Below are 19,327 nucleotides of genomic sequence, written 5' to 3' on the forward strand. Positions count from 1 at the left end.
ATGCTGGGTTCGAACGCCCTCGTCATCGTCATCGTGCTCTTGTCGACGCTGAGCGCGGGCGCGCTCGCCTATCTCTTGCTCGCCGATCGCATTCGGGACGAAGGCCGGGTCGACCAGCGACGGATCCAGGTCACGTCGCGGGCAGCCGTCGTGGCCGCGCCGCGCCAGAGCGAACAGAACAAGCGCCGCCGGACGATCCAGGAGACGCTGAAGGAGATCGAGCAGAAGCAGAAGGCGCGGGCGAAGCAGTCCAAATCGCCGCCGCTGGCGCTTCGCCTGCAGCAGGCCGGCCTCGAATGGTCGCGGCGAACCTTCCTGCTGATCAGTTTCGGAAGCGCCGCCTTTGCTGCCTTCCTCGCCTGGATCTTCGGCATCCCGCTCTATGCCGTCGCCGCCGCCGCCATTGTCGGCGGGCTCGGCGTGCCGCGCTGGATCATCGGCTTCTTTCGCAAGCGCCGCTTCCGCCGCTTCACCAACGAGTTTCCCAACGCCGTCGACGTGATCGTGCGCGGTATCCGTGCCGGCCTGCCGGTCGGCGACTGCCTCCGCGTCATCGCGACCGAGGCGCGCGAGCCCGTGCGGACCGAGTTCCGCATCATTGTCGATCAGCAGCAGGGCCTCGGGCTGCCATTGCCGGATGCGGTGGCGCGGCTGCCCGAGCGCGTGCCGCTGGCGGAGGCGAATTTCTTCGCGATCGTCATCACCATCCAGCAGAGGGCCGGCGGCAACCTTGCGGAGGCGCTCGGCAACCTGTCGCGCATCCTGCGCGAGCGGGCGAAGATGAAGGGCAAGATCAAGGCGATGAGCATGGAGGCGAAGGCCTCCGCCTGGATCATCGGCGCGCTGCCGGTCTTCGTCATGGCGATCACCTATTTCACCAGCCCGCGCTACATCATGCTGCTGTTCTCCGATCCGATCGGCAATGTGATCCTTGCCTGTGCCGGGGTCTGGATGGCGCTCGGCGTCTTCGTCATGCGCCGCATGATCGACTTCAAATATTGAGGGCGGGCATGATCGACACCGTGATGGCGCTCCTTACCGATACGCAGTTCCTGATCGCGACCCTTTCGGCGCTCGCCGTCATTGCGACGATCCTCAGTGTCGCGCTGCCGATGCTGGAGCGGGACCGTCTGTCGTCCCGGATGAAGGCCGTGGCCATCGAGCGCGAGCGGATTCGGGCGCGCGAGCGGGCGCGGCTCTCCGAGGGCGCGTCGCTGCGCCGTGAGCCCCGCGCCTATATGAAGCGCGTCGTCGAGGGTCTGAAGCTCCGCGAGGCGCTGGTCGACGAACAGACGCTGAGCCGCATGCGCATGGCCGGCTATCGCGGCCAGGCACCGCTGGTCGTCTTCCTGTTCGCGCGCTTCGTGCTGCCGTTCTGCGCCTTCGCGCTCGCGCTCGTCTATTTCTTCTGGATCGGCAAGTTTGAGCAGCCCTTCGTCTTCAAGCTCGGCGCATCCATCCTCGTCGGGGCGGCCGGCTTTTATCTGCCGATCCTCTATGTCGCCAATGTCATTTCCAAGCGCCAGATCTCGATCCGCGCGGCCTGGCCCGATGCGCTCGATCTGATCCTGATCTGTGTCGAATCCGGCATGTCGGTCGAGACGGCCTTCCGCAAGGTCGCGGAGGAGATCGGCAACCAGTCGCCGCCGCTGGCGGAGGAACTGATGCTGACCACGGCGGAACTGTCCTATCTGCCCGAGCGGCGGCAGGCCTATGAGAACCTCGCCCAGCGCACGGGTCTGGACACGGTCAAGGGCGTCGTGACGGCGCTGATCCAGGCCGAGCGCTATGGCACGCCGCTCGGCGATGCGCTGCGCGTGATGGCGCAGGAAAGCCGCGATCTCCGGATGAACGAGGCGGAGAAAAAGGCTGCGGCGCTGCCACCGAAGCTCACCGTGCCGATGATCCTGTTCTTCCTGCCCGTTCTGTTCGCCGTGATCCTCGGACCCGCGATCATCCAGGTCATCCATATCCGGCAGTAGCGGACGGAATGGGGGTCAGCCGCTGGCGGCGGCCTTTTGCTTCTTCGTCGGCAGGGCGGCCTGACGGGTCAGCATCGACTGGAGATAGGCGACATTGGCCTCGGCCTGCTGCGGCGAGAGCTCGGCCTTGGCGATGGCCTCGGCCTCGTCGAAACGGCCCTGGAGGCCGACCGCGAGCGCGAGATTCTGCCGTACCCGGCTGTCGGCACCGGGCTGGGCGACGGCTAGGCGGAGCACGCGCTCCGCGTCCGGCAGGTCCTGCGTCAGCACATAGGACATGCCGAGATTGGAGAGCACGGTCGGATCGTTCGGCTTGATCACGAGCGCCTTGGCATAGAGCTGCCGGGCGGCATCGTTCTGGCCGAGCTGGTCGAGGATCGCGCCCTCGGCGGAGAGCAGACGCCAGTCCGGCTGGTCCGGGGTCTGGGCACGGCGCACGGCGTCGAGCGCCTGCTCGAGCTGGCCGTCGGCGGCGAGGGCCTTGCCATAGGCCGCGAGAACCTGGCGATCCGTCGGATAGCGAATCGCGGTCTTCTGCAGGACCGCGACGGCCTGATCCGTGCTGCCCACGCGCCCGAGCGCCGCGGCATAGCTCATCGCCGTGACCTTGTCGGTCGGATTGCGCGAATAGCGTGGGCCCCAATAGCTGACCGACTTCTGGAAGTCATTCGTCGTGACCGGCCGCGAGACCGAGCCCGTCGTGATGGAATCGGTGCCCTTCGATCCCGTCTGGCAGCCGGTGAGCGCCGTCGCCAGCGCCATCAGGCCGACCAGGGCCAGCCATCGGCGGCCGGCGGAGCGTTCGGATGATGGCGGGAAAAGGACATTCATGACGCGTTCCGGCGGCTGCGGGCGAGAAGTCGGCTGCTGAAATCAATAATTGGTTAACCCTAACAGATGGTTAAGCTGGAGCCGCGCCCATGGGGATCATCGCTCCGGATCGATTGCGGGGCAGGGCGCGCCGGTCCATGATCGGGGCCTGTCATACAATGAGGATCGCCGCCTTGAGCGAAAGCCTGATCGAATCTTCCGACGTCTCCGTGCCGATCTACGCCGTGACCGTCGACGACCTGGACGGGCTGCTCGCAACCCTCTCCGATGTCGAGGCGAGCTGGGCGCGCGCGACTGGCTTCGACGGCGCGGCCGGCGCGGTGACGGTGATCGCCGACGCGCGCGGCACGATCGGCCGCGTGCTGTTCGGGCTCGGGCGGACCGACGCGCCGGTCGACCGGCTGATCAGCGCCAAGCTGCCGATGATCCTGCCGCAGGGCGACTACGAATTCCGCACCAACCTGCCGGATCCGGAACTGGCGACGCTCGGCTGGGCGCTCGGCAATTACCGCTTCACCCGCTACAAGACGAGCGCTTCCCCGCAGCCGCGCCTGGTCGTGCCGAAGGGCGTCGACATCGCCGCCTCGCGTCGGGCGGCGCGCGCCATCTACTGGGTCCGCGACCTCGTCAACACGCCGGCGAATGACCTCGGTCCGGCCGAGATTGCCGACGAGATTCACAAGCTCGCCGAGCGCCACGAGGCCGAGTTCTCCCAGATCGTCGGCCCGGCGCTTCTCTCAGCGAATTTTCCGCTGATCCACGCCGTCGGCGCGGCTGCCGCCGATGATCGTGCGCCGCGTATCGTCGATCTCAAATGGGGCGATCCGACCCATCCCAAGATCACGCTCATCGGTAAGGGCGTCGCCTTCGACACCGGCGGCCTCGACATCAAGCCGTCAAGCGGCATGCTTCTCATGAAGAAGGACATGGGCGGGGCGGCCAACGCCATGGGTCTCGCCGACCTGATCATGACGGCCAAGCTGCCCGTGCGCCTGCGGCTCATCGTTCCAACGGTGGAAAATGCCATTTCCGCCAAGGCGTTCAGGCCCGGCGACGTGTTCCGCTCGCGCGCAGGCATCACGGTCGAGATCGGCAACACCGATGCGGAGGGCCGGTTGATCCTCGCCGATGCGCTGACGCTGGCGGCCGAGGACGAGCCGGACCTGATCGTTGATCTCGCGACGCTGACCGGCGCGGCGCGCGTGGCGCTCGGCCCCGACATCCCGCCGTTCTATTGCCATGACGACGCGCTCGCGGCGGAGCTCACCCGCCATGCGGACCGGGTCGGCGATCCGCTCTGGCGGCTGCCGCTCTGGCGTCCCTATGCGTCGATGCTCGATTCGAAGGTCGCCGACATCAACAATGCCGGTTCGGGCGGCTTTGCCGGATCCGTCACGGCGGCGCTCTTCCTGGATCGTTTCGTACCCAAGACGATCCCCTGGATCCACGCCGACATCTATGCCTGGAACCCGAGCGCGCGGCCCGGTCGGTCCGAGGGCGGCGAGGCGCAGGCGATCCGCGCCCTGTTCTCGTTGCTCGCGGCGCGCTATCCGGGCAGCACGCCCGTCTCGGTCAAGACCGCGACGCCGTGATGGTACTTGCCGGCGGCGCCAGCATGCGGCTAAATGGAACGGTTCCGAAACGAATTCGGTTTGTCGCGTCGCCGGAGCCGTTCATGCCCGCCGAGTTGCGCCCCTCGCAGGCGCTGCGTCTCTGGCACGATGTCACGCTCGATCTGGTGCGTGACACGGAGCACGACCTATCCGCGCGGCAGATGGCCGTCCTGCTGACCATCTATCTCGATCTGCCGCCGCACACCGTGCGCGGGCTGGCCGAGAAGCTCGGCGTGACCAAGCCGGCAATCACGCGGGCGCTGGACACGATGGGCCGTCTCGGGCTGGTGTCGCGCCACCGCGACCCGGCGGATCGCCGCAACGTCGTCATCCAGCGCACGCTCGCCGGCGCGCTCGCGGTCGAGCGGCTGGGCGACATCGTCATCGCGCGCCACAGGGAGTTGCCATTGTGAGCGAGGCCGCCACGCTGGATCGTCGCATCAACGCCTTCCGGCCGGATCTCGCCGATCGCCGTCTCGAAAGGAGGGTCGCGGCCGAGCGCTATGTGGATGGCAAGCCGATGCGGGTCACCGTGCCGTCGACGCCGATCCGACGCGCACCGCATCCCGGCAGCGCGATCGACACCGAGGCGCTATTGGGCGAGGCGGTCCTTGTGTTCGAGGAGACGATCGAGGGTTGGGCCTGGATCCAACTCCAGACCGACGGCTATGTTGGCTATGTGTCGTCCGACGCGCTCGGGCCGGAGGGCACGGCGCCGACGCATGGCGTGACGGCGCTGCGGACCTTCCTCTATCCGGGCCCTGACATGAAGCTGCCGCCGCTCGGCGCGCTGTCGATCGGGGCGCGAATCGCGATTAGCGGGGAAGCGGAGACGCGGGGAGCGTCGTTCGGCCTGCTCGCGGGGGGAGGGGGTGCCGTCGTGCTCCGCCATGTTGCACCGCTCGATGCGCCGCCGGAGCCCGACTTCGTCGCCGTCGCCGAGCGGTTCCTGAATGTGCCCTATCTCTGGGGCGGGCGGACCAGCCTTGGCGTGGATTGTTCGGGCCTCGTCCAGCTGGCGCTCGCCGCGGCCGGCCACGCCGTCCAGCGCGATACGGATCAGCAGGCGGCGGCGATCGGCACGAGCCTCGGACCGGATGCGCTGGATGCGCCCCGGCGCGGCGATCTCGTGTTCTGGAAGGGCCATGTCGGCATCATCAGCGACGCCGACACGCTGCTCCATGCGAGCGGCTATCAGATGCAGGTTGTCGCCGAGCCGCTGCGCGCGGCGCTGGCCCGGATCGCGGCGAGCGCCGGGCCGCCGGTTGCGGTCCGGCGGATCGGCTGATCCCCGCTTCAGTACTGCCGGGCAACGTCGACGAGGTTCGGCAGCGGCCGGCCGGCTTCATAGTTCCGGATGGTGCGGAAGATCCACTCCGCCTGGATGTCCGCTTCGCTCGTCGCGGCGACATGCGGCGTGATCACCACTTTCGGATGCAGCCAGAGGCGGCTCGTCGTCGGCAGCGGCTCCGGTTCGAACACGTCGAGGCTCGCGCCGGCCAGCGTGCCGTTGTCGAGCGCGGCGAGCAGATCCGCCTCGACCTGAAGCCCGCCGCGGCCGCCATTGATCACGACGCCGCCGCCGAGCGGGCCATTGCGCGCGAGCCGTTCGAACAGCGAGCGATTGAGGATGCCGCGCGTGGCATTCGTCAGCGGCAGCAGCACGACGAGGATGTCGGTGCGCGCGAGGAAGGATGAGAGGCCCGCCTCGCCCGAGAAGGTCGGGATGTCGGCATCTTCCTTGGGGCTGCGGCTCCAGGCGGCGAGGTTGAAGCCGAGCGGGCGGAGGACGGATGCGGCGGCGCGTCCGAGTTCGCCATAACCCATGATGCCGACGCGGACTTCCGGCGCGGCGGCCTGCGGGATCTCGCGCCACAGGCTGCTGGCCTGCTGGCGCGCATAGTCGAGGTGCTGGCGGTGGTGCAGCAGCACCTGCAGCGTGACCCATTCGTTCATGCGCTGGGCGAGATCGCCGCTGACGAGGCGCACGATCGGCACGTCGGGCAGGTTGGGAACGCCGACGATGTGGTCGACGCCGGCGCCGAGCGAGAAGATGACTTCGAGATTGGGGAGGCCCTCGAAGGCTTCTTCCGGCGGCTTCCAGGCGAGCAGATAGCGGACGTCGTTTCGGTCGGGCACATCCGGCCAGATCATCAGCGGCCGGTGCGGCTGCTCGCGGCGGAAGGGAGCCGCCCAATCGTCCGGCGCCCAGGGACCGGATGCGATCAGGACGCCGGGTAGTTCGGATCCGGTCATTGCGAGACGACCCCCTCGGCAGCGGCTTCGATCGAGAAGGCGGCGGCGATGAGCGCGCGCGTATAGTCGGTCTGCGGCGCGCCGAAGATCTGCTGCGACGTGCCGTGCTCGACCACCTTGCCGCCGCGCATGACGATCACCTCATTGGCGAGCGCCTTCACCACCTTGAGGTCGTGGCTGATGAAGAGATAGGCGAGACCGCGGCGCCGCTGCAGGTCGCGCAGCAGATCGACCACCTGCGCCTGCACCGACATGTCGAGCGCCGAGGTCGGCTCGTCGAGCATGACGAAATCCGGCTCCAGCACGATGGCGCGGGCGATCGCGATGCGCTGGCGCTGGCCGCCCGAGAATTCGTGCGGATAGCGGTGACGATTGACCGGGTCGAGGCCGACCTCTTCCAGCGCCTTGGCGACGCGCCGCTCGCGCTCATTCGCGGACATGCCGGGCTCATGCACCTTGAGCCCTTCCTCGATGATCTCGGCGACCGAGAGGCGCGGCGAGAGCGAGCCGAAGGGGTCCTGGAACACGATCTGCATATGACGGCGGAGCGGGCGCATGGCGTGGAAGCCGCGCCCGTCGATGCGTTCGCCCTTGAAGCGGATCGCGCCATCGGACGAGATGAGGCGCATGATGCCGAGGCCGAGCGTCGTCTTGCCCGAGCCGCTTTCCCCGACCACGCCGAGCGTCTGGCCGCGGCGCACGGTGACATCGACGCCGTCGACGGCCTTCACATAATCGACGGTCCGCCGCAGCAGCCCGGCCTTGATCGGAAACCACACCTTGAGCGCATCGGCCGCGACGACGACGGGCGCGGTGTCGTCGGCAGGCGGCGGATCGCCCTTCGGCTCGGCGGCCAAGAGGTGGCGGGTATAGGCGTGCTCGGGGTGGGCGAAGAGCGCGCGGGTCGGGCCCTGCTCGACGATCTTGCCCTTGGTCATGACGCAGACACGGTCTGCGATCTTGCGCACGATGCCGAGGTCATGGGTGATGAAGAGCAGCCCCATCCGCCGCCGCTGCTGGATGCTCTTCAATAGTTCCAGGATCTGCGCCTGCACGGTGACGTCGAGCGCCGTCGTCGGCTCGTCCGCGATCAGCAGTTCCGGCTCATTGGCCAGCGCCATCGCGATCATCACGCGCTGGCGCTGTCCGCCGGAAAGCTGATGCGGATACGCCCCGAGCCGCTTCTCGGCGTCGCGTATCCCGACCTCGTTCAGCAGTTCGATGATGCGCGCGCGCGCCTTCTTGCCGGTCAGGCCGCGATGAACCGAGAGAATCTCGCCGATCTGCCGCTCGACCGTGTGCAGCGGATTGAGCGAGGACATCGGCTCCTGAAAGATCATGGTGATCTTGTTGCCGCGGACCCGGCGAAGATCCTTCTCATTCGCCTTGAGCAGGTCCAGCCCGCCAAACAGGATGCGGCCGCCTTCGGGGTGCTCCGCGGACGGGTAGGGCAGGAGCTTCAGGATCGAAAGCGCGGTCACCGACTTGCCCGAGCCGGATTCGCCGACAAGCGCGACGGTCTCGCCGCGCCCGACGGTGAACGACACGCCGTCGACGGCCACGCTGCGCTTGCCGTCCTGAACGAAATCGACGCGCAGATTCTCGACGGAGAGGAGGGCGTCCGCGGGGGACGTGCTGGTCGTATCCATCAGCGGAACGTCTTTCGCGGGTCGAATGCGTCGCGGACCGCCTCGCCGATGAAGACGAGGAGGCTGAGGATCAGCGAGATCACGATGAACCCCGTGAGGCCGAGCCAAGGCGCCTGCAGATTGTTGCGTCCCTGCGCGAGCAGTTCGCCGAGCGAGGGCGAGCCGGGCGGCAGGCCGAAGCCGAGGAAATCGAGCGAGGTCAGCGTCGTGATCGAGCCGTTCAGGATGAAAGGCAGGAAGGTCAGCGTCGCGACCATGGCGTTCGGCAGGACATGGCGGATGATGATGGTGCGATTGCCGACGCCGAGCGCCCGCGCCGCGCGGACATATTCGAAATTGCGTGCGCGCAGGAACTCCGCCCGCACCAGGCCGACCAGCCTGACCCAGTTGAAGGCGAGCAGGATCAACAGCAGAATCCAGAAACTCGGGACGAGGATCGAGGCGATGATCAGCAGGATGTAGAGTTCCGGCAGCGAACTCCATATCTCGATGAAGCGCTGGAAGATCAGGTCGATCCAGCCGCCGAAATAGCCCTGGATGGCTCCGGCGGCGATGCCGATCACGGACGAGAGGACGGTCAGGATCAGGCCGAACAGGACGGAAATGCGCACGCCATAGAGCAGGCGTGCCACCACGTCGCGGCCCTGATCATCCGTGCCCAGCCAGTTGAAGTTGCCGAGCGTACAGTTCGGGTCCGCTGCCCCCTGCGGATAGCCGATGCAGCGCTGGTCGGCCGGAATCAGCCACCAGGGCTTTGCCGGCGCCGGCATCGCCATGTCGTTGTTGACGGTGTTGTAGGAATAGCGGATCGGCGGCCAGATCATCCAGCCATTCGCGTTGATCTCTTCCTGGATATAGGGATCGCGATAATTGGTGGTGGCGAGAAATCCGCCGAATTTCTCTTCCGGATAGTCGTTGAAGACCGGCAGCAGCAGCTCGCCCTTGTAGGACACGAGCAGAGGCCGATCATTGGCGATGAACTCGGAGCAGAGCGTGATCGCGAAGAGCGCCAGGAACAGCCAGAGCGAGCGGTAGCCGCGGCGATGATGGCGGAAGATGCGCCAGCGGCGCTGGCTCATGGGCGACAGGAACGGGCGCTTCTCGTTCGTGACGACGAAGGCGGTTGCGTCGGTCATCGCGTCAGACCTCGCGCCGCTCGAAGTCGATGCGCGGATCGACCCAGGTGTAGATGAGGTCCGACAGCAGGCCGAGGACGAGGCCGAGCAGCGAGAACACGTAGAGCGTCGCGAAGACCACCGGATAGTCGCGTCCGAGCACGGATTCGTAGCCGAGCAGGCCGAGCCCATCGAGCGAGAAGATCTGCTCAATCAGCAGCGATCCGGCGAAGAAAGCCCCGAGGAACGCGCTCGGAAAGCCGGCGATGACGATCAGCATCGCATTCCTGAACACATGGCCATAGAGCACGCGGTGCTCGGTCAGGCCCTTGGCGCGGGCGGTGACGACATACTGCTTGCGGATCTCGTCCAGGAACGAGTTCTTGGTGAGCAGCGTCGTCGTGGCGAAGGCCGCGAGCGACATGGCGATGATCGGCAGCGTGATGTGCCAGATATAATCAATCACCTTGCCGCCGGGCGACAGGCTCGCCCAATTGTCCGAAACGAGCCCGCGCAGCGGGAACCAGTCGAGGAAGCTGCCGCCGGCGAAGAGGACCAGCAGCAGGATGGCGAACAGGAAGCCGGGGATGGCGTAGCCGACGATGATGACGGCCGAGGTCCAGACATCGAATTTCGAGCCGTCACGGACGGCCTTCGCCACGCCGAGCGGGATCGAGATGCCGTAGGACAGCAGCGTCATCCATAGGCCGAGCGAGATCGAGACCGGCAGCTTCTCCTTGATCAGGTCGATGACCGAGATCGAGCGGAAATAGCTCTGGCCGAAATCGAAGCGCAGATAGTTCCACAGCATCAGCCCGAAGCGCTCGAGCGGCGGCTTGTCGAAGCCGAACTGCTTCTCGAGCTTGGCGATGAATTCGGGATCGAGGCCTTGCGCGCCGCGATATTTCGAATTAATCGGGCCGCCGCCCATCTGTTCCTGACCGCGGGAGCCGGGATCACCGCCGCCGCCCGAGAGGCGGTCGGCGCCGGAAATATCGTTGCCCTGAAGCTGCGCGATCACGCGCTCGATCGGGCCGCCCGGCGCAAATTGCACGATGGCGAAGGTGATGGCCATGATGCCGAAGATGGTCGGGATCATGAGCAGGATACGACGAAGAATATAGGCGCCCATGGTCAGTCCGCCTTGCCGATCGCGACGGCCTTTTCGGCGTCGAACCACCACAGCAGTTCCGGCGAGAAGCCGTAATCGGGCTTCTTCTCCGGCCAGCTGAACATATCCCAGGCCGCGACGCGGTGTTCGCTCGAGCCCCAGGCCGGAATCCAGATCTGCTCCGCGCGCAATACGCGGTCGAGCGCACGCAGCACGGCAACGAGTTCCTCGCGGCTCTTGACCGTGCCGGCCTTGCTCACGAGCGCGTCGACGACGGGGCTCTTGAGGCCGGCGATATTGGAACCGCTCGGGAGATCGGCGCTCGCTGAGCCGAAGATCTGGTCGATGCCGTCGATCGGGGTTGCGTCGAACATGATGCGATTGGCCATGACATCGAAGTCGAAATCGTTCTTGCGCCGTTGATATTGCGTCGCATCGACGAGGCGCATCGAGGCCTCGACGCCGATCGCCTTGAGATTGTCGATGAAGGGCGCGAGCACGCGCTCGAAGGCCTGGGTCTGGATCAGGAATTCGACGGTCAGGCGCTGGCCGTCGTCGCGCACCAGCCCCTTGCCGTCGCGCTTCCAACCGGCCTCGGCGAGCAGCGCGGCGGCGGCGCGCAACTGCTTGCGGTCGCGCCCGCTGCCATCGGCTTCCGTGGCCGTGAAGGGCGGCTCGGTAAAGATCGCGGGGGCGAGCTGGGCACGGAACGGTTCGAGCAAGGCGAGTTCCCCCGCGTCCGGCAGGCCGCTCGCGGCGAAGTCCGAGCCATCAAAAAACGAGGTCTGGCGCTCATAGAGCCCATAGAACAGGTTCTTGTTGGTCCAGGGAAAATCGAGCGCCATGCCGATCGCCTGACGCGTGCGCGGATCGGAGAATTGCCGCCGGCGCAGATTGAAGAACCAGCCATACATGTCGCCGCGTCGCTCGGCGGGGAAAGGCGGGCGCTTGACGCGGCCATCGGTGGCGGCGGGGAAATTGTAGCGGGTCGCCCAGTTCTTGGACGAGAACTCCTCGCGCCAGGTGATGGCGCCCTTGGCGAACGCTTCGAACTCGACGTCCTCGTCCTGGTAGAACTCGACGCGGATGCGGCCGAAATTGCCGGTACCCATGGCGACCGGCAGGTCCTTGCCCCAATAGTCGGCGACGCGCTCATAGACGATATAGCGGCCGGCATTGACGTCGGCGACGCGATAGGGGCCGGAGCCGAGCGGCGGCTCGAGGGAGGAGGCCTCGAAGTCGCGCGTCCCGTAATAGGCCTTCGAGAAGATCGGCAGCGTTCCGGCGACGATCAGCGGCGCCTTGGCGTTCTGCTTGCCGGAGAAGCGGATCTCGACCTCGTGCGGACCGATGACGACGGCATCCGTCATCTCCTTGAGCGATTGCGCGATGTCGGGATGTCCCTTTTCCTTCAGCAGCTTGAACGAGAAGACCACATCGTCCGCCGTCAGCGGCGAGCCGTCATGGAAGCGCGCGGCGTTGCGGAGGCGGAAGAGATAGCTGTTGCCGTCGGGCGAGGCGGTCACGCTCTCTGCAACGAGGCCGTAGAGCGAATCGGGCTCGTCCAGCGCCGAGGTCATCAGCGTGTCGAAAGTGAGCTCCAGGCGCGGCGGCGCGTCGCCCTTGAAGGTGTAGCCGTTCAGCGTGTTGAAGGTGTTCGGATTCTGGTTGTAGTACCAGTTCGGCGCCGAGAAGATGATCGTGCCGCCTTTTGGCGCATCCGGCCGGACATAGTCGAAATGCTTGAAATCAGCCGGATATTTGAGCGCGCCGAAGACCGAGAGCCCATGGCGCGGCGCCTCCTCCGCGGCGTGCGCGGCGGTGCGGGGGAGGAGGGGCGCCAGCGCGAGCGCGGCGCCGCCCGCGAGGAAACGGCGTCGTGTCGTCGTGAACTGCCTCAAGGCTTCGCCCCCAGCGCCTTCTCCTTGGCCGGATCGATCCACCAGGAATCCGTGTCGATGCCGATATAATCCGGCTGCTTGTCGGGTATGCCGAACTTGTTCCAATAGGCGATGTGGATCTCGTCGCTGAACCATTGCGGCACGACATAATAGTTCCACAGCAGAACGCGATCGAGCGCCTTCGTGGCGGCGACGAGTTCGTCCCGATCCTTGGCGTAGAGAACGCGCTCGATCAGCTTGTCGATGGCCGGGTTCTTGATGCCGGCATAGTTGCGGCTGCCCTTCTGGTCGGCCGAGGCCGCGCTCCACATCTCGCGCTGCTCATTGCCGGGGGACTGAGACTGCGGGATGACGGACGAGACCACGTCAAAGTCGAAATTGTTGACGCGCTCGACATACTGCGTCGAGTCGACGACGCGCAGGCGCGCATCGATGCCCACCCGCTTCAGATTGGCGATATAGGGGTTCACCACCCGTTCATAGGAGGGATCGCTCTCCAGGAATTCGATCGTGAACTGCTCGCCGGTCTTGGCATTGACGAGCTTGTTGTTCTGGAACTCCCAGCCGGCCTGCTTGAACAGGTCCACGGCCTTGCGGAGATTGTCGCGGAAGGCTTGGGGCGTACCGTTGACCGGCGCCTTGAACGGCGTCGTAAACACTTCGGGCGGCACCGAATCCCGCACGGTTTCGAGAATCTCCAGTTCCTTGCCCTCGGGCAATCCGCTGGAGGCGAGGTCGATGCCGGCGAAATAGCTGTTGATCCGCTGATATTTGTCGAAGAACAGCGTGCGGTTCATCGTCTCGAAATCGAAGACATAGTTCAACGCTTCGCGCACGCGCGGGTCGGCGAACTTGTCTTTGCGCGTATTCAGGAAATAGCCCTGCATGCGTCCGGACGCATGATAGGGAAAATCCGCCTTGATCACGTCGCCCTTCACGACGGCCGGGAAGGTGTATTCGGTCATCCAGCGGCCGATGCGATTTTCGACGCGGTAGTCTTCGAGCCCGCCCTTCTGGAAGGCCTGCCACTCCGCATTCGAGTCGCGATAATAGTCGATCACCAGGCGGTCGAAATTGTTGCGACCGACCCGCGTCGGCAGATCGGCGCCCCAGTAGTCGGGGACGCGCGACCAGACGATCTGTCGGCCGGGGTTCACCGATTCTATGCGGTACGGCCCGGATCCGAGCGGCGGCTCCAGCGTCGTCTTGGTGATGTCGCGCTTCTTGCCGCTTGCATCCGTGCCCTCCCACCAGTGCTTCGGCAGGACGGGCAGATCGCCCATGATGTTCGGAAGCTCGCGGTTTCCGGCCTGGTCGAAGGTGAACGTCACCTCGCGGTCGCCGGTCACCTCGGCCTTGGTCACGTGGCTGTAGTACTTGTTGTAGGTCGGGCTCTGGGCCTTCAGCGTGTCGAAGGTCCACACGACGTCTTCGGGCGTGATCGGCTGGCCGTCATGCCACTTCGCCTTGGGATTCAGTCGGAATTTCGCAAAGGAGAAATCGTCGGGATAGCTCACCGCCTCGGCGACGAGCGCGTAGTTCGTGCCGGCCTGGTCGGTCGCCTGCTCCATCAGTGTGTCGTAGAGATTGCCGCCGCCGAAATAGGCGAGGCCCGCCGCGGGCACCCCTTGGACAATATACGGGTTCAGGCTGTCGAAGGTGCCGACCGCCGCTCGATGCAGCGTGCCGCCCTTCGGCGCGTCGGGGTTCACATAGTCGTAGTGCTTGAACCCTTCGGAATATTTCGGTTCGCCGATCAGCGAGGTCGCGTGGCGCCAGGGGGCATCGGCTGCGAGGGTCGCGCTCACAGGCGCGAGCAGCGACAGGGTCGTCAGGACGGCCAGGGCGGCGGCTCTCATCGGGCGTGATTCTCCGTCGGCAATTCGGTCAGTCTCAAGGGCGGTCGTCGATCGGACAATCGACTATGCCTTAAGCCGCCGAGAATCGAGGCATGAAAAAGGCCGGAGGGTGACCTCCGGCCTTTCCTTTCCAAGATTTAATCCAGCCGGCCCTCAGGGGTTGGCCGGGGCCGCCGGTGCGGGCGCCGGAGCAGCCGGTGCCGGGGCAGGCGCCGCCGGAGCGGTTTCCGCAGGAGCCGGAGCCGGCGCGGCCGGAGTGGTTTCGGCCGGGGCAGGGGCTGCCGGAGCAGGCGTCGCCGCAGGGGCAGGCGCAGGCGCCGGAGCAGGCTCTGCGGCAGCCGGAGCTGGTGCGGCAGCAGGCGCCGCGGCCGGAGCGGCCTCTGCAGGCGCAGCAGCCGGGGCTGCATCGGCCGCCGGCGGCGGGGGCAGCGGAGCCGGCGTCGCAGCCAGCGTGCGGAGATAGGCGATCACGTTGGCGCGGTCTTCCGGCTTGGCGAGACCCGCAAAGCCCATCGCCGTGCCGGGCATGTCGGCGCTCGGCTTCTTCAGGAAGTGGTAGAGGTGCTCATAGGTCCACTTGTCGCCCGCCTCATGCGCCTTCTGGAGCGCGGCGGAGTACTTGAAGCCCTGTGCCTCGCCGATCGGGCGATCGATGACGCCATAGAGGTCCGGACCGACCTTGGCGCCGGCGCCCTCGACGAAATTGTGGCAGGCGGCGCACTTCTTGGCGACCGTCTGGCCCGCCTCGACATTCGCCGTCTGGAGGAGCAGCGCGATCGGCGGGTCCTCGGCGGCAGCCGGAGCGGCCGCGCCGCCAGAGCTCGCCTCTTCCGCGACCTCGATCACGAAGCCGGGCTTCTCGGGATGTCCCGGCGCATAGATCGCGCCTGCGACGATGCCGAGCGACATCACCAGCAAGAGCGTGCCGAGGACTGCCCCGAGAATCTTGTTGAGTTCGTAAGAATCCATCGAATAGCCCCGGCCTGCGACACTCCCGCGACATTGGGGACTGCAAGCCCCTCCCTCGTCGCATATGGCGCGGAAACTACAAGCTTTCGCCGCCGGGGCGCAATACGTATGAACACGCCTTTGTTGAGACCTTTTGACACCCGGTGCCGATCCGAATGCAGAAAACCCGTCCGATGACCCATCCGAACCGCGCCATCGTGCTCGTTCCGGCGCGCATGGCATCGACCCGCCTGCCGGGCAAGCCGCTCGCCGATATCCACGGCGAACCGATGATCGTCCATGTCTGGCGGCGGGCCTGCGAGGCCGAGATCGGCCCGGTCGTGGTCGCCACGGACGACGAGGATATTGCCAGCGCCGTGCGCGCCGCGGGCGGCGAAGCGGTCATGACGCGGGCCGATCATCCCAATGGTTCGTCGCGAATCCACGAGGCTGTCGGTCTCGTCGATCCCGGCCGTGCCTTCGAAGTCGTCGTGAACGTGCAGGGCGACCTCCCGACCATCGAGCCTGATTCGGTGCGCGCCGCTTTCCGCCCGCTCGCCGACCCCGTTGTGGATATCGGAACCATCGCCGCCTTCATCGAGGATGCGGCGGAGCGCACCAATGAGAGCGTGGTGAAGATCGTCGGCTCGCCGAAGCCCGTCGGCGGCGTTCTGTCGGAGCGCCAGCTGCGGGCACTCTATTTCACGCGCGCGACCGCGCCCTGGGGCGAGGGCCCGCTCTATCACCACATCGGGCTTTACGCCTATCGGCGGGCTGCGCTCGATCGCTATGTCGGTCTGCTGCCGTCGGTGCTCGAAACCCGCGAGCGGCTGGAGCAGCTTCGCGCGCTGGAGGCCGGCATGCGGATCGATGTTGAGGTCGTTGACGCCGTGCCGCTCGGCGTCGATACTCCGGCCGACCTCGAAAAGGCCCGCCTTCTCCTCGATCCCCGCGCGCCGAAGCGCGCAGCCGGGTCGTCATCCAGCCAAGAAAAGCCGTCCCCATGAAGAAAGTTGTGTTCCAGGGCGAGCCGGGAGCCAATTCCCATATCGCCTGCGCCAATGTCCTGCCCGACTACGAAGCCGTGCCGGCGCCGACCTTCGAGGATTGCTTCCAGGCGATGGCCCGCGGCGACGTCGATCTGGCGATGATCCCGATCGAGAATTCGCTCGCCGGCCGCGTCGCCGATATCCATCACCTGCTGCCGGATTCGGGGCTGCACATCATCGGCGAATATTTCCTGCCGATCCGCTTCCAGCTGATGGCGCTGCATGGTGCGACGCTCGCCACGATCCGCACGGTCGAAAGTCATGTGCACGCGCTCGGCCAGTGCCGGCGGATCCTGCGCGAGCATGGCTGGCAGGCGATCGTGGCCGGCGATACGGCCGGCGCAGCGCGGATCATCTCTGAGTCCGGCGACATCACGCGCGCCGCCCTCGCGCCGCGCTTCGCCGCCGAGATCTATGGCCTCGATATCCTCGCGGAGAACGTCGAGGACGCCGAACACAATACGACGCGCTTCGTCATTCTCTCGCGTGAGCCAGCCCATGCCCCGTCCGGCAATGGTCCGGTCATTACGAGCTTCGTCTTCCGCGTCCGCAACATTCCGGCGGCGCTCTACAAGGCGCTCGGCGGCTTCGCGACCAATGGCATCAACATGACCAAGCTGGAGAGCTACCAGCTCGGTGGACGCTTCGTCGCGACGCGGTTCTATGCCGATGTCGAAGGCCATCCCGACGACAGCGGTCTCGCCCTCGCGCTCAATGAGCTCGCGTTCTTCTCCGATGAAGTCAGGATCCTTGGCGTCTATCCCGCGTCGCCGTTCCGCGCCGGCGTGCCGGAACTGCGCTGAGGCGCATCGCGCGCTTCAGGCGCTCTTGGCGAGAACCTGGATGTCGGAATCCGCGTGGCTGTTCGGTCCGAGGACGAGCGGCGGGTAGCACGCGATCACATCCAGCTCCCGCTTCTGCAGCGCGAGATTGATCATGCCGTCGAGGCCATAGGGCAGGATCGCGCGGCCCTCGGTCACGATGTCGATCGATTCGCGCGAGGCCAGCGGGAAGCATCCCTTGAGCAGCGCCCGCGCGCCGGCAGGCGTGATCGCATAGGCGAGCGTGCCCCAGAATTGCAGGCACTGGAAAAGCTGCGGGCTCGCATCCGTCAGCTTGGCAAAGGCGGAAAAATAGTCGGGACGGTGCTTGATCGAGTCGTCGAACCGGATGGCGGAGACGAATCCATCCGAACTGCGCAGCGCCGTGACGCAATCGGTATTGAAGCCGAAGACGATCATGTGATGGGCGGAGAGGTAGCGCTCCATCATGGGCCTGGCGTGGCGCCAGAAATCACCGCGCAGGCACGCATCGTCCTCGAAGATCAGGAATGGCTCGCGTCCGGCCGCGCAGGCCTGCCACAGCGCGTGTTGGGACAGAGCATTGCCGAGCGCCCCGCCATTGAAGCGGCTGTCCTGCCCGTCGAGCAGCCCGCTCGCCACGAGCTTGGCGCGATCGATCTGCCGGCCGTCTGCGGCGGCGAAGAATTCGAAGCGGACGGGCTGCCGCCCGTTCCACTCGATGAAGCGCTGGCGACGATCTGGACGGCGTTCCAGATTGATGACGATGACGCGCAAGGACCGGTTCCCCGTCGACCCGATTGAGCCGGTCTCGCCGGCCACCCCCGATTGCGGGTTTTCCCGCAACAGGAGCTTCCAATGGGCTGCGCGTCTCGTCTGTGAGAAATTTGTAGAGAAGTGTATCCGTCGGTTTCTGGAACGTGGCCGATTTGCGGCGATGCCTCAGATTCGCTGCTCTGCCCAGGCGCGGATCAGCGTGTGCGCAATCGCCATGCGCGGCGGCGTGGCGAGGCCGCCGGGATGCGTCCCCTCCAGCATGGCCAGCGTTTCCTCGCGCGTGAACCAGCGGCAATCCTCGAGTTCATCGGTATCGGGCACGATGTCGGTCGACGTCGCTTCAGCGAAGCAGCCGATCATCAGCGACATCGGGAACGGCCAGGGCTGGCTCGCGTGATAGCCGACGCGGCCGATGCGGATGCCGGCCTCCTCGCTGATCTCGCGGCGCACGGCGTCCTCGATCGTCTCGCCCGGCTCGACGAAGCCGGCGAGGCAAGAATAGGTGCCGGGCGCGAAGCGCGCCTGCCGGCCCATGAGGCAGCGCTCGCCGTCGATCGCGAGCATGATCGCGACCGGATCGGTGCGGGGAAAATAGAGGGCGTTGCAGTTGGGGCAGTCCCGGCGATACCCGCCCTGCGCCATCGTCGTGCGCGTGCCGCAGCGGCCGCAGAAGCGGCAGGATGCGTGCCAGTGCAAGAGCGCGCGGGCCTGTGCCAGCGCGCCGAGCGCCGCCGGATCCACCGTATCGGCGAGGAGGCCGCCGGCCGCGCCCGCGATCGCCAGCGAGCGCATCGAGACGGTGCGGAACATGTCGACGTCGAAGGAGAGCTCGCTGGTCAGCGTCGTGGCCAGCCGGGGGGCCGAGCCGTCCCAGCCGAGCAGGATGACGTCGTCCATCGCGGCGCCCACCACCTCCGATTCGCGCAGCGTGAACAGCGCCTCCGCCGCCTCGCCGCTTCGGAGCAGGGCGTCGTCGCCGCGCAGCAGATAGATCCGGGCCGAAGGATCGGCGAGCGCGGCGGCGAGCGTCGCCTCGTTGCGCGATTCGCTGCGGCGATCGAGCGTGTTGCCGGAAAAGCCGGTGAGCGTGCTCGGCTCGGGCTGCGGGAGGCGGGAAAAAAGGGTGCGGGTCATGGGGCGTGGTGGCGAGAGGGCGGGACCGCCCGGGGCTGAGAACGGCTCCCGGCCGGGCTCCCGCATTACGCCACAGAGCGCCCGATGGCGATAGTCCCGCGAAAGGGACTTCAGTCCTGCGGAAAGGGACTTGCCATCGGCGCGTCGAGAGACGATATGTGGCGCCGGGAGGTTGGTGGTGGACGAGCCACTCGCCAACCGGGTCAGGTCCGGAAGGAAGCAGCCCCAACGAGCCACGGCACGGGTCGCGTGCCAGCCTCCCACTTTTCCCCAATCGTCTCCGCGCGTTCCGTCCATCCGGG

The 19,327-nt window shown here is 66.5% G+C and carries 17 protein-coding genes and 1 other RNA gene; 8 read left to right on the forward strand and 10 right to left on the reverse strand.

Annotated features, from left to right (window positions below):
* Positions 1 to 1,002: a type II secretion system F family protein gene (locus GGR25_RS18415; protein ID WP_183400267.1), complete on the forward strand. Its 1,002-nt coding sequence runs from the start codon at positions 1 to 3 to the stop codon at positions 1,000 to 1,002.
* 8 nt (positions 1,003 to 1,010) lie between these two features.
* A complete protein-coding gene (locus GGR25_RS18420; protein ID WP_183400268.1) occupies positions 1,011 to 1,982 on the forward strand; it encodes a type II secretion system F family protein in 972 nt (323 codons plus the stop codon).
* Between the two features lie 15 nt (positions 1,983 to 1,997).
* Here the strand turns inward: GGR25_RS18420 and GGR25_RS18425 are convergent, their stop codons facing one another.
* Positions 1,998 to 2,813, reverse strand: a complete 816-nt coding sequence (locus GGR25_RS18425) for a tetratricopeptide repeat protein (RefSeq protein ID WP_183400269.1) — start codon at positions 2,811 to 2,813, stop codon at positions 1,998 to 2,000.
* Positions 2,814 to 2,986: 173 nt separating this feature from the next.
* Here GGR25_RS18425 and GGR25_RS18430 point away from each other — a divergent pair, with 173 nt between their 5' ends.
* From GGR25_RS18430 to GGR25_RS18440, 3 genes are all read left to right on the forward strand, one after another.
* On the forward strand, positions 2,987 to 4,405 hold the full coding sequence (locus tag GGR25_RS18430) for a leucyl aminopeptidase family protein (RefSeq protein ID WP_246409919.1): 1,419 nt from the start codon (positions 2,987 to 2,989) through the stop codon (positions 4,403 to 4,405).
* A gap of 83 nt (positions 4,406 to 4,488) precedes the next feature.
* Complete coding sequence (locus GGR25_RS18435; protein WP_183400271.1) at positions 4,489 to 4,839, forward strand: MarR family transcriptional regulator; 351 nt, start codon at positions 4,489 to 4,491, stop codon at positions 4,837 to 4,839.
* Positions 4,836 to 5,714: a C40 family peptidase gene (locus tag GGR25_RS18440; RefSeq protein WP_343068115.1), complete on the forward strand. Its 879-nt coding sequence runs from the start codon at positions 4,836 to 4,838 to the stop codon at positions 5,712 to 5,714. The genes GGR25_RS18435 and GGR25_RS18440 overlap by 4 nt, the downstream gene beginning before the upstream one ends.
* An 8-nt stretch (positions 5,715 to 5,722) precedes the next feature.
* Here GGR25_RS18440 and GGR25_RS18445 read toward each other — a convergent pair whose 3' ends face one another.
* From GGR25_RS18445 to GGR25_RS18475, 7 genes are all read right to left on the reverse strand, one after another.
* The gene (locus GGR25_RS18445; protein WP_183400272.1) at positions 5,723 to 6,682 is read right to left on the reverse strand and encodes a 2-hydroxyacid dehydrogenase; all 960 of its coding nucleotides are present in this window, start codon (positions 6,680 to 6,682) and stop codon (positions 5,723 to 5,725) included.
* Positions 6,679 to 8,331, reverse strand: a complete 1,653-nt coding sequence (locus GGR25_RS18450; RefSeq protein WP_183400273.1) for an ABC transporter ATP-binding protein — start codon at positions 8,329 to 8,331, stop codon at positions 6,679 to 6,681. The genes GGR25_RS18445 and GGR25_RS18450 overlap by 4 nt, the downstream gene beginning before the upstream one ends.
* Positions 8,331 to 9,467 carry an ABC transporter permease gene (locus GGR25_RS18455; RefSeq protein ID WP_183400274.1) on the reverse strand — a complete coding sequence of 379 codons (1,137 nt, stop codon included), beginning with the start codon at positions 9,465 to 9,467 and terminating at the stop codon, positions 8,331 to 8,333. Before GGR25_RS18455 ends, GGR25_RS18450 begins: the two co-directional genes overlap by 1 nt.
* Before the next feature lie 4 nt (positions 9,468 to 9,471).
* A complete protein-coding gene (locus tag GGR25_RS18460) occupies positions 9,472 to 10,578 on the reverse strand; it encodes a microcin C ABC transporter permease YejB (RefSeq protein WP_183400275.1) in 1,107 nt (368 codons plus the stop codon).
* A 2-nt stretch (positions 10,579 to 10,580) separates the two neighbouring features.
* Positions 10,581 to 12,458 (reverse strand): extracellular solute-binding protein, encoded by a 1,878-nt coding sequence (locus GGR25_RS18465; RefSeq protein ID WP_183400276.1) that lies wholly within the window; start codon positions 12,456 to 12,458, stop codon positions 10,581 to 10,583.
* Positions 12,455 to 14,317 carry an extracellular solute-binding protein gene (locus GGR25_RS18470; protein ID WP_183400277.1) on the reverse strand — a complete coding sequence of 621 codons (1,863 nt, stop codon included), beginning with the start codon at positions 14,315 to 14,317 and terminating at the stop codon, positions 12,455 to 12,457. The genes GGR25_RS18465 and GGR25_RS18470 overlap by 4 nt, the downstream gene beginning before the upstream one ends.
* A 153-nt stretch (positions 14,318 to 14,470) precedes the next feature.
* Entirely contained in the window at positions 14,471 to 15,286 is an 816-nt protein-coding gene (locus tag GGR25_RS18475) for a c-type cytochrome (RefSeq protein ID WP_183400278.1), read from the reverse strand.
* A 173-nt stretch (positions 15,287 to 15,459) separates the two neighbouring features.
* Between GGR25_RS18475 and GGR25_RS18480 the strand changes: the two genes are divergently transcribed.
* Both GGR25_RS18480 and GGR25_RS18485 read left to right on the forward strand, forming a co-directional pair.
* Complete coding sequence (locus tag GGR25_RS18480) at positions 15,460 to 16,272, forward strand: 3-deoxy-manno-octulosonate cytidylyltransferase (protein ID WP_183400279.1); 813 nt, start codon at positions 15,460 to 15,462, stop codon at positions 16,270 to 16,272.
* Positions 16,269 to 17,117, forward strand: a complete 849-nt coding sequence (locus tag GGR25_RS18485) for a prephenate dehydratase (protein ID WP_183400280.1) — start codon at positions 16,269 to 16,271, stop codon at positions 17,115 to 17,117. Before GGR25_RS18480 ends, GGR25_RS18485 begins: the two co-directional genes overlap by 4 nt.
* A 15-nt stretch (positions 17,118 to 17,132) precedes the next feature.
* Here GGR25_RS18485 and GGR25_RS18490 read toward each other — a convergent pair whose 3' ends face one another.
* Both GGR25_RS18490 and nudC read right to left on the reverse strand, forming a co-directional pair.
* Positions 17,133 to 17,891 carry a glycosyltransferase family 25 protein gene (locus tag GGR25_RS18490; protein ID WP_183400281.1) on the reverse strand — a complete coding sequence of 253 codons (759 nt, stop codon included), beginning with the start codon at positions 17,889 to 17,891 and terminating at the stop codon, positions 17,133 to 17,135.
* 165 nt (positions 17,892 to 18,056) lie between these two features.
* Entirely contained in the window at positions 18,057 to 19,025 is a 969-nt protein-coding gene (nudC, locus tag GGR25_RS18495) for an NAD(+) diphosphatase (protein ID WP_183400282.1), read from the reverse strand.
* Between the two features lie 170 nt (positions 19,026 to 19,195).
* Between nudC and ffs the strand changes: the two genes are divergently transcribed.
* Positions 19,196 to 19,286, forward strand: an RNA gene (gene ffs, locus GGR25_RS18500) — signal recognition particle sRNA small type.
* The last annotated feature ends 41 nt before the right edge of the window (positions 19,287 to 19,327 follow it).

It is taken from the genome of Kaistia hirudinis, assembly GCF_014196455.1.
Classification (GTDB): Bacteria; Pseudomonadota; Alphaproteobacteria; order Rhizobiales; family Kaistiaceae; genus Kaistia; species Kaistia hirudinis.

Excerpts from the sequence above, each read along its gene's own strand:
- GGR25_RS18415 (WP_183400267.1), top strand. The coding sequence starts at position 1 with ATGCTGGGTTCGAACGCCCTCGTCATCGTCATCGTGCTCTTGTCGACG.
- GGR25_RS18420 (WP_183400268.1), top strand. The coding sequence starts at position 1,011 with ATGATCGACACCGTGATGGCGCTCCTTACCGATACGCAGTTCCTGATC.
- GGR25_RS18425 (WP_183400269.1), bottom strand. The coding sequence starts at position 2,813 with ATGAATGTCCTTTTCCCGCCATCATCCGAACGCTCCGCCGGCCGCCGA.
- GGR25_RS18435 (WP_183400271.1), top strand. The coding sequence starts at position 4,489 with ATGCCCGCCGAGTTGCGCCCCTCGCAGGCGCTGCGTCTCTGGCACGAT.
- GGR25_RS18445 (WP_183400272.1), bottom strand. The coding sequence starts at position 6,682 with ATGACCGGATCCGAACTACCCGGCGTCCTGATCGCATCCGGTCCCTGG.
- GGR25_RS18450 (WP_183400273.1), bottom strand. The coding sequence starts at position 8,331 with ATGGATACGACCAGCACGTCCCCCGCGGACGCCCTCCTCTCCGTCGAG.
- GGR25_RS18455 (WP_183400274.1), bottom strand. The coding sequence starts at position 9,467 with ATGACCGACGCAACCGCCTTCGTCGTCACGAACGAGAAGCGCCCGTTC.
- GGR25_RS18460 (WP_183400275.1), bottom strand. The coding sequence starts at position 10,578 with ATGGGCGCCTATATTCTTCGTCGTATCCTGCTCATGATCCCGACCATC.
- GGR25_RS18470 (WP_183400277.1), bottom strand. The coding sequence starts at position 14,317 with ATGAGAGCCGCCGCCCTGGCCGTCCTGACGACCCTGTCGCTGCTCGCG.
- GGR25_RS18475 (WP_183400278.1), bottom strand. The coding sequence starts at position 15,286 with ATGGATTCTTACGAACTCAACAAGATTCTCGGGGCAGTCCTCGGCACG.
- GGR25_RS18480 (WP_183400279.1), top strand. The coding sequence starts at position 15,460 with ATGACCCATCCGAACCGCGCCATCGTGCTCGTTCCGGCGCGCATGGCA.
- GGR25_RS18485 (WP_183400280.1), top strand. The coding sequence starts at position 16,269 with ATGAAGAAAGTTGTGTTCCAGGGCGAGCCGGGAGCCAATTCCCATATC.
- nudC (WP_183400282.1), bottom strand. The coding sequence starts at position 19,025 with ATGACCCGCACCCTTTTTTCCCGCCTCCCGCAGCCCGAGCCGAGCACG.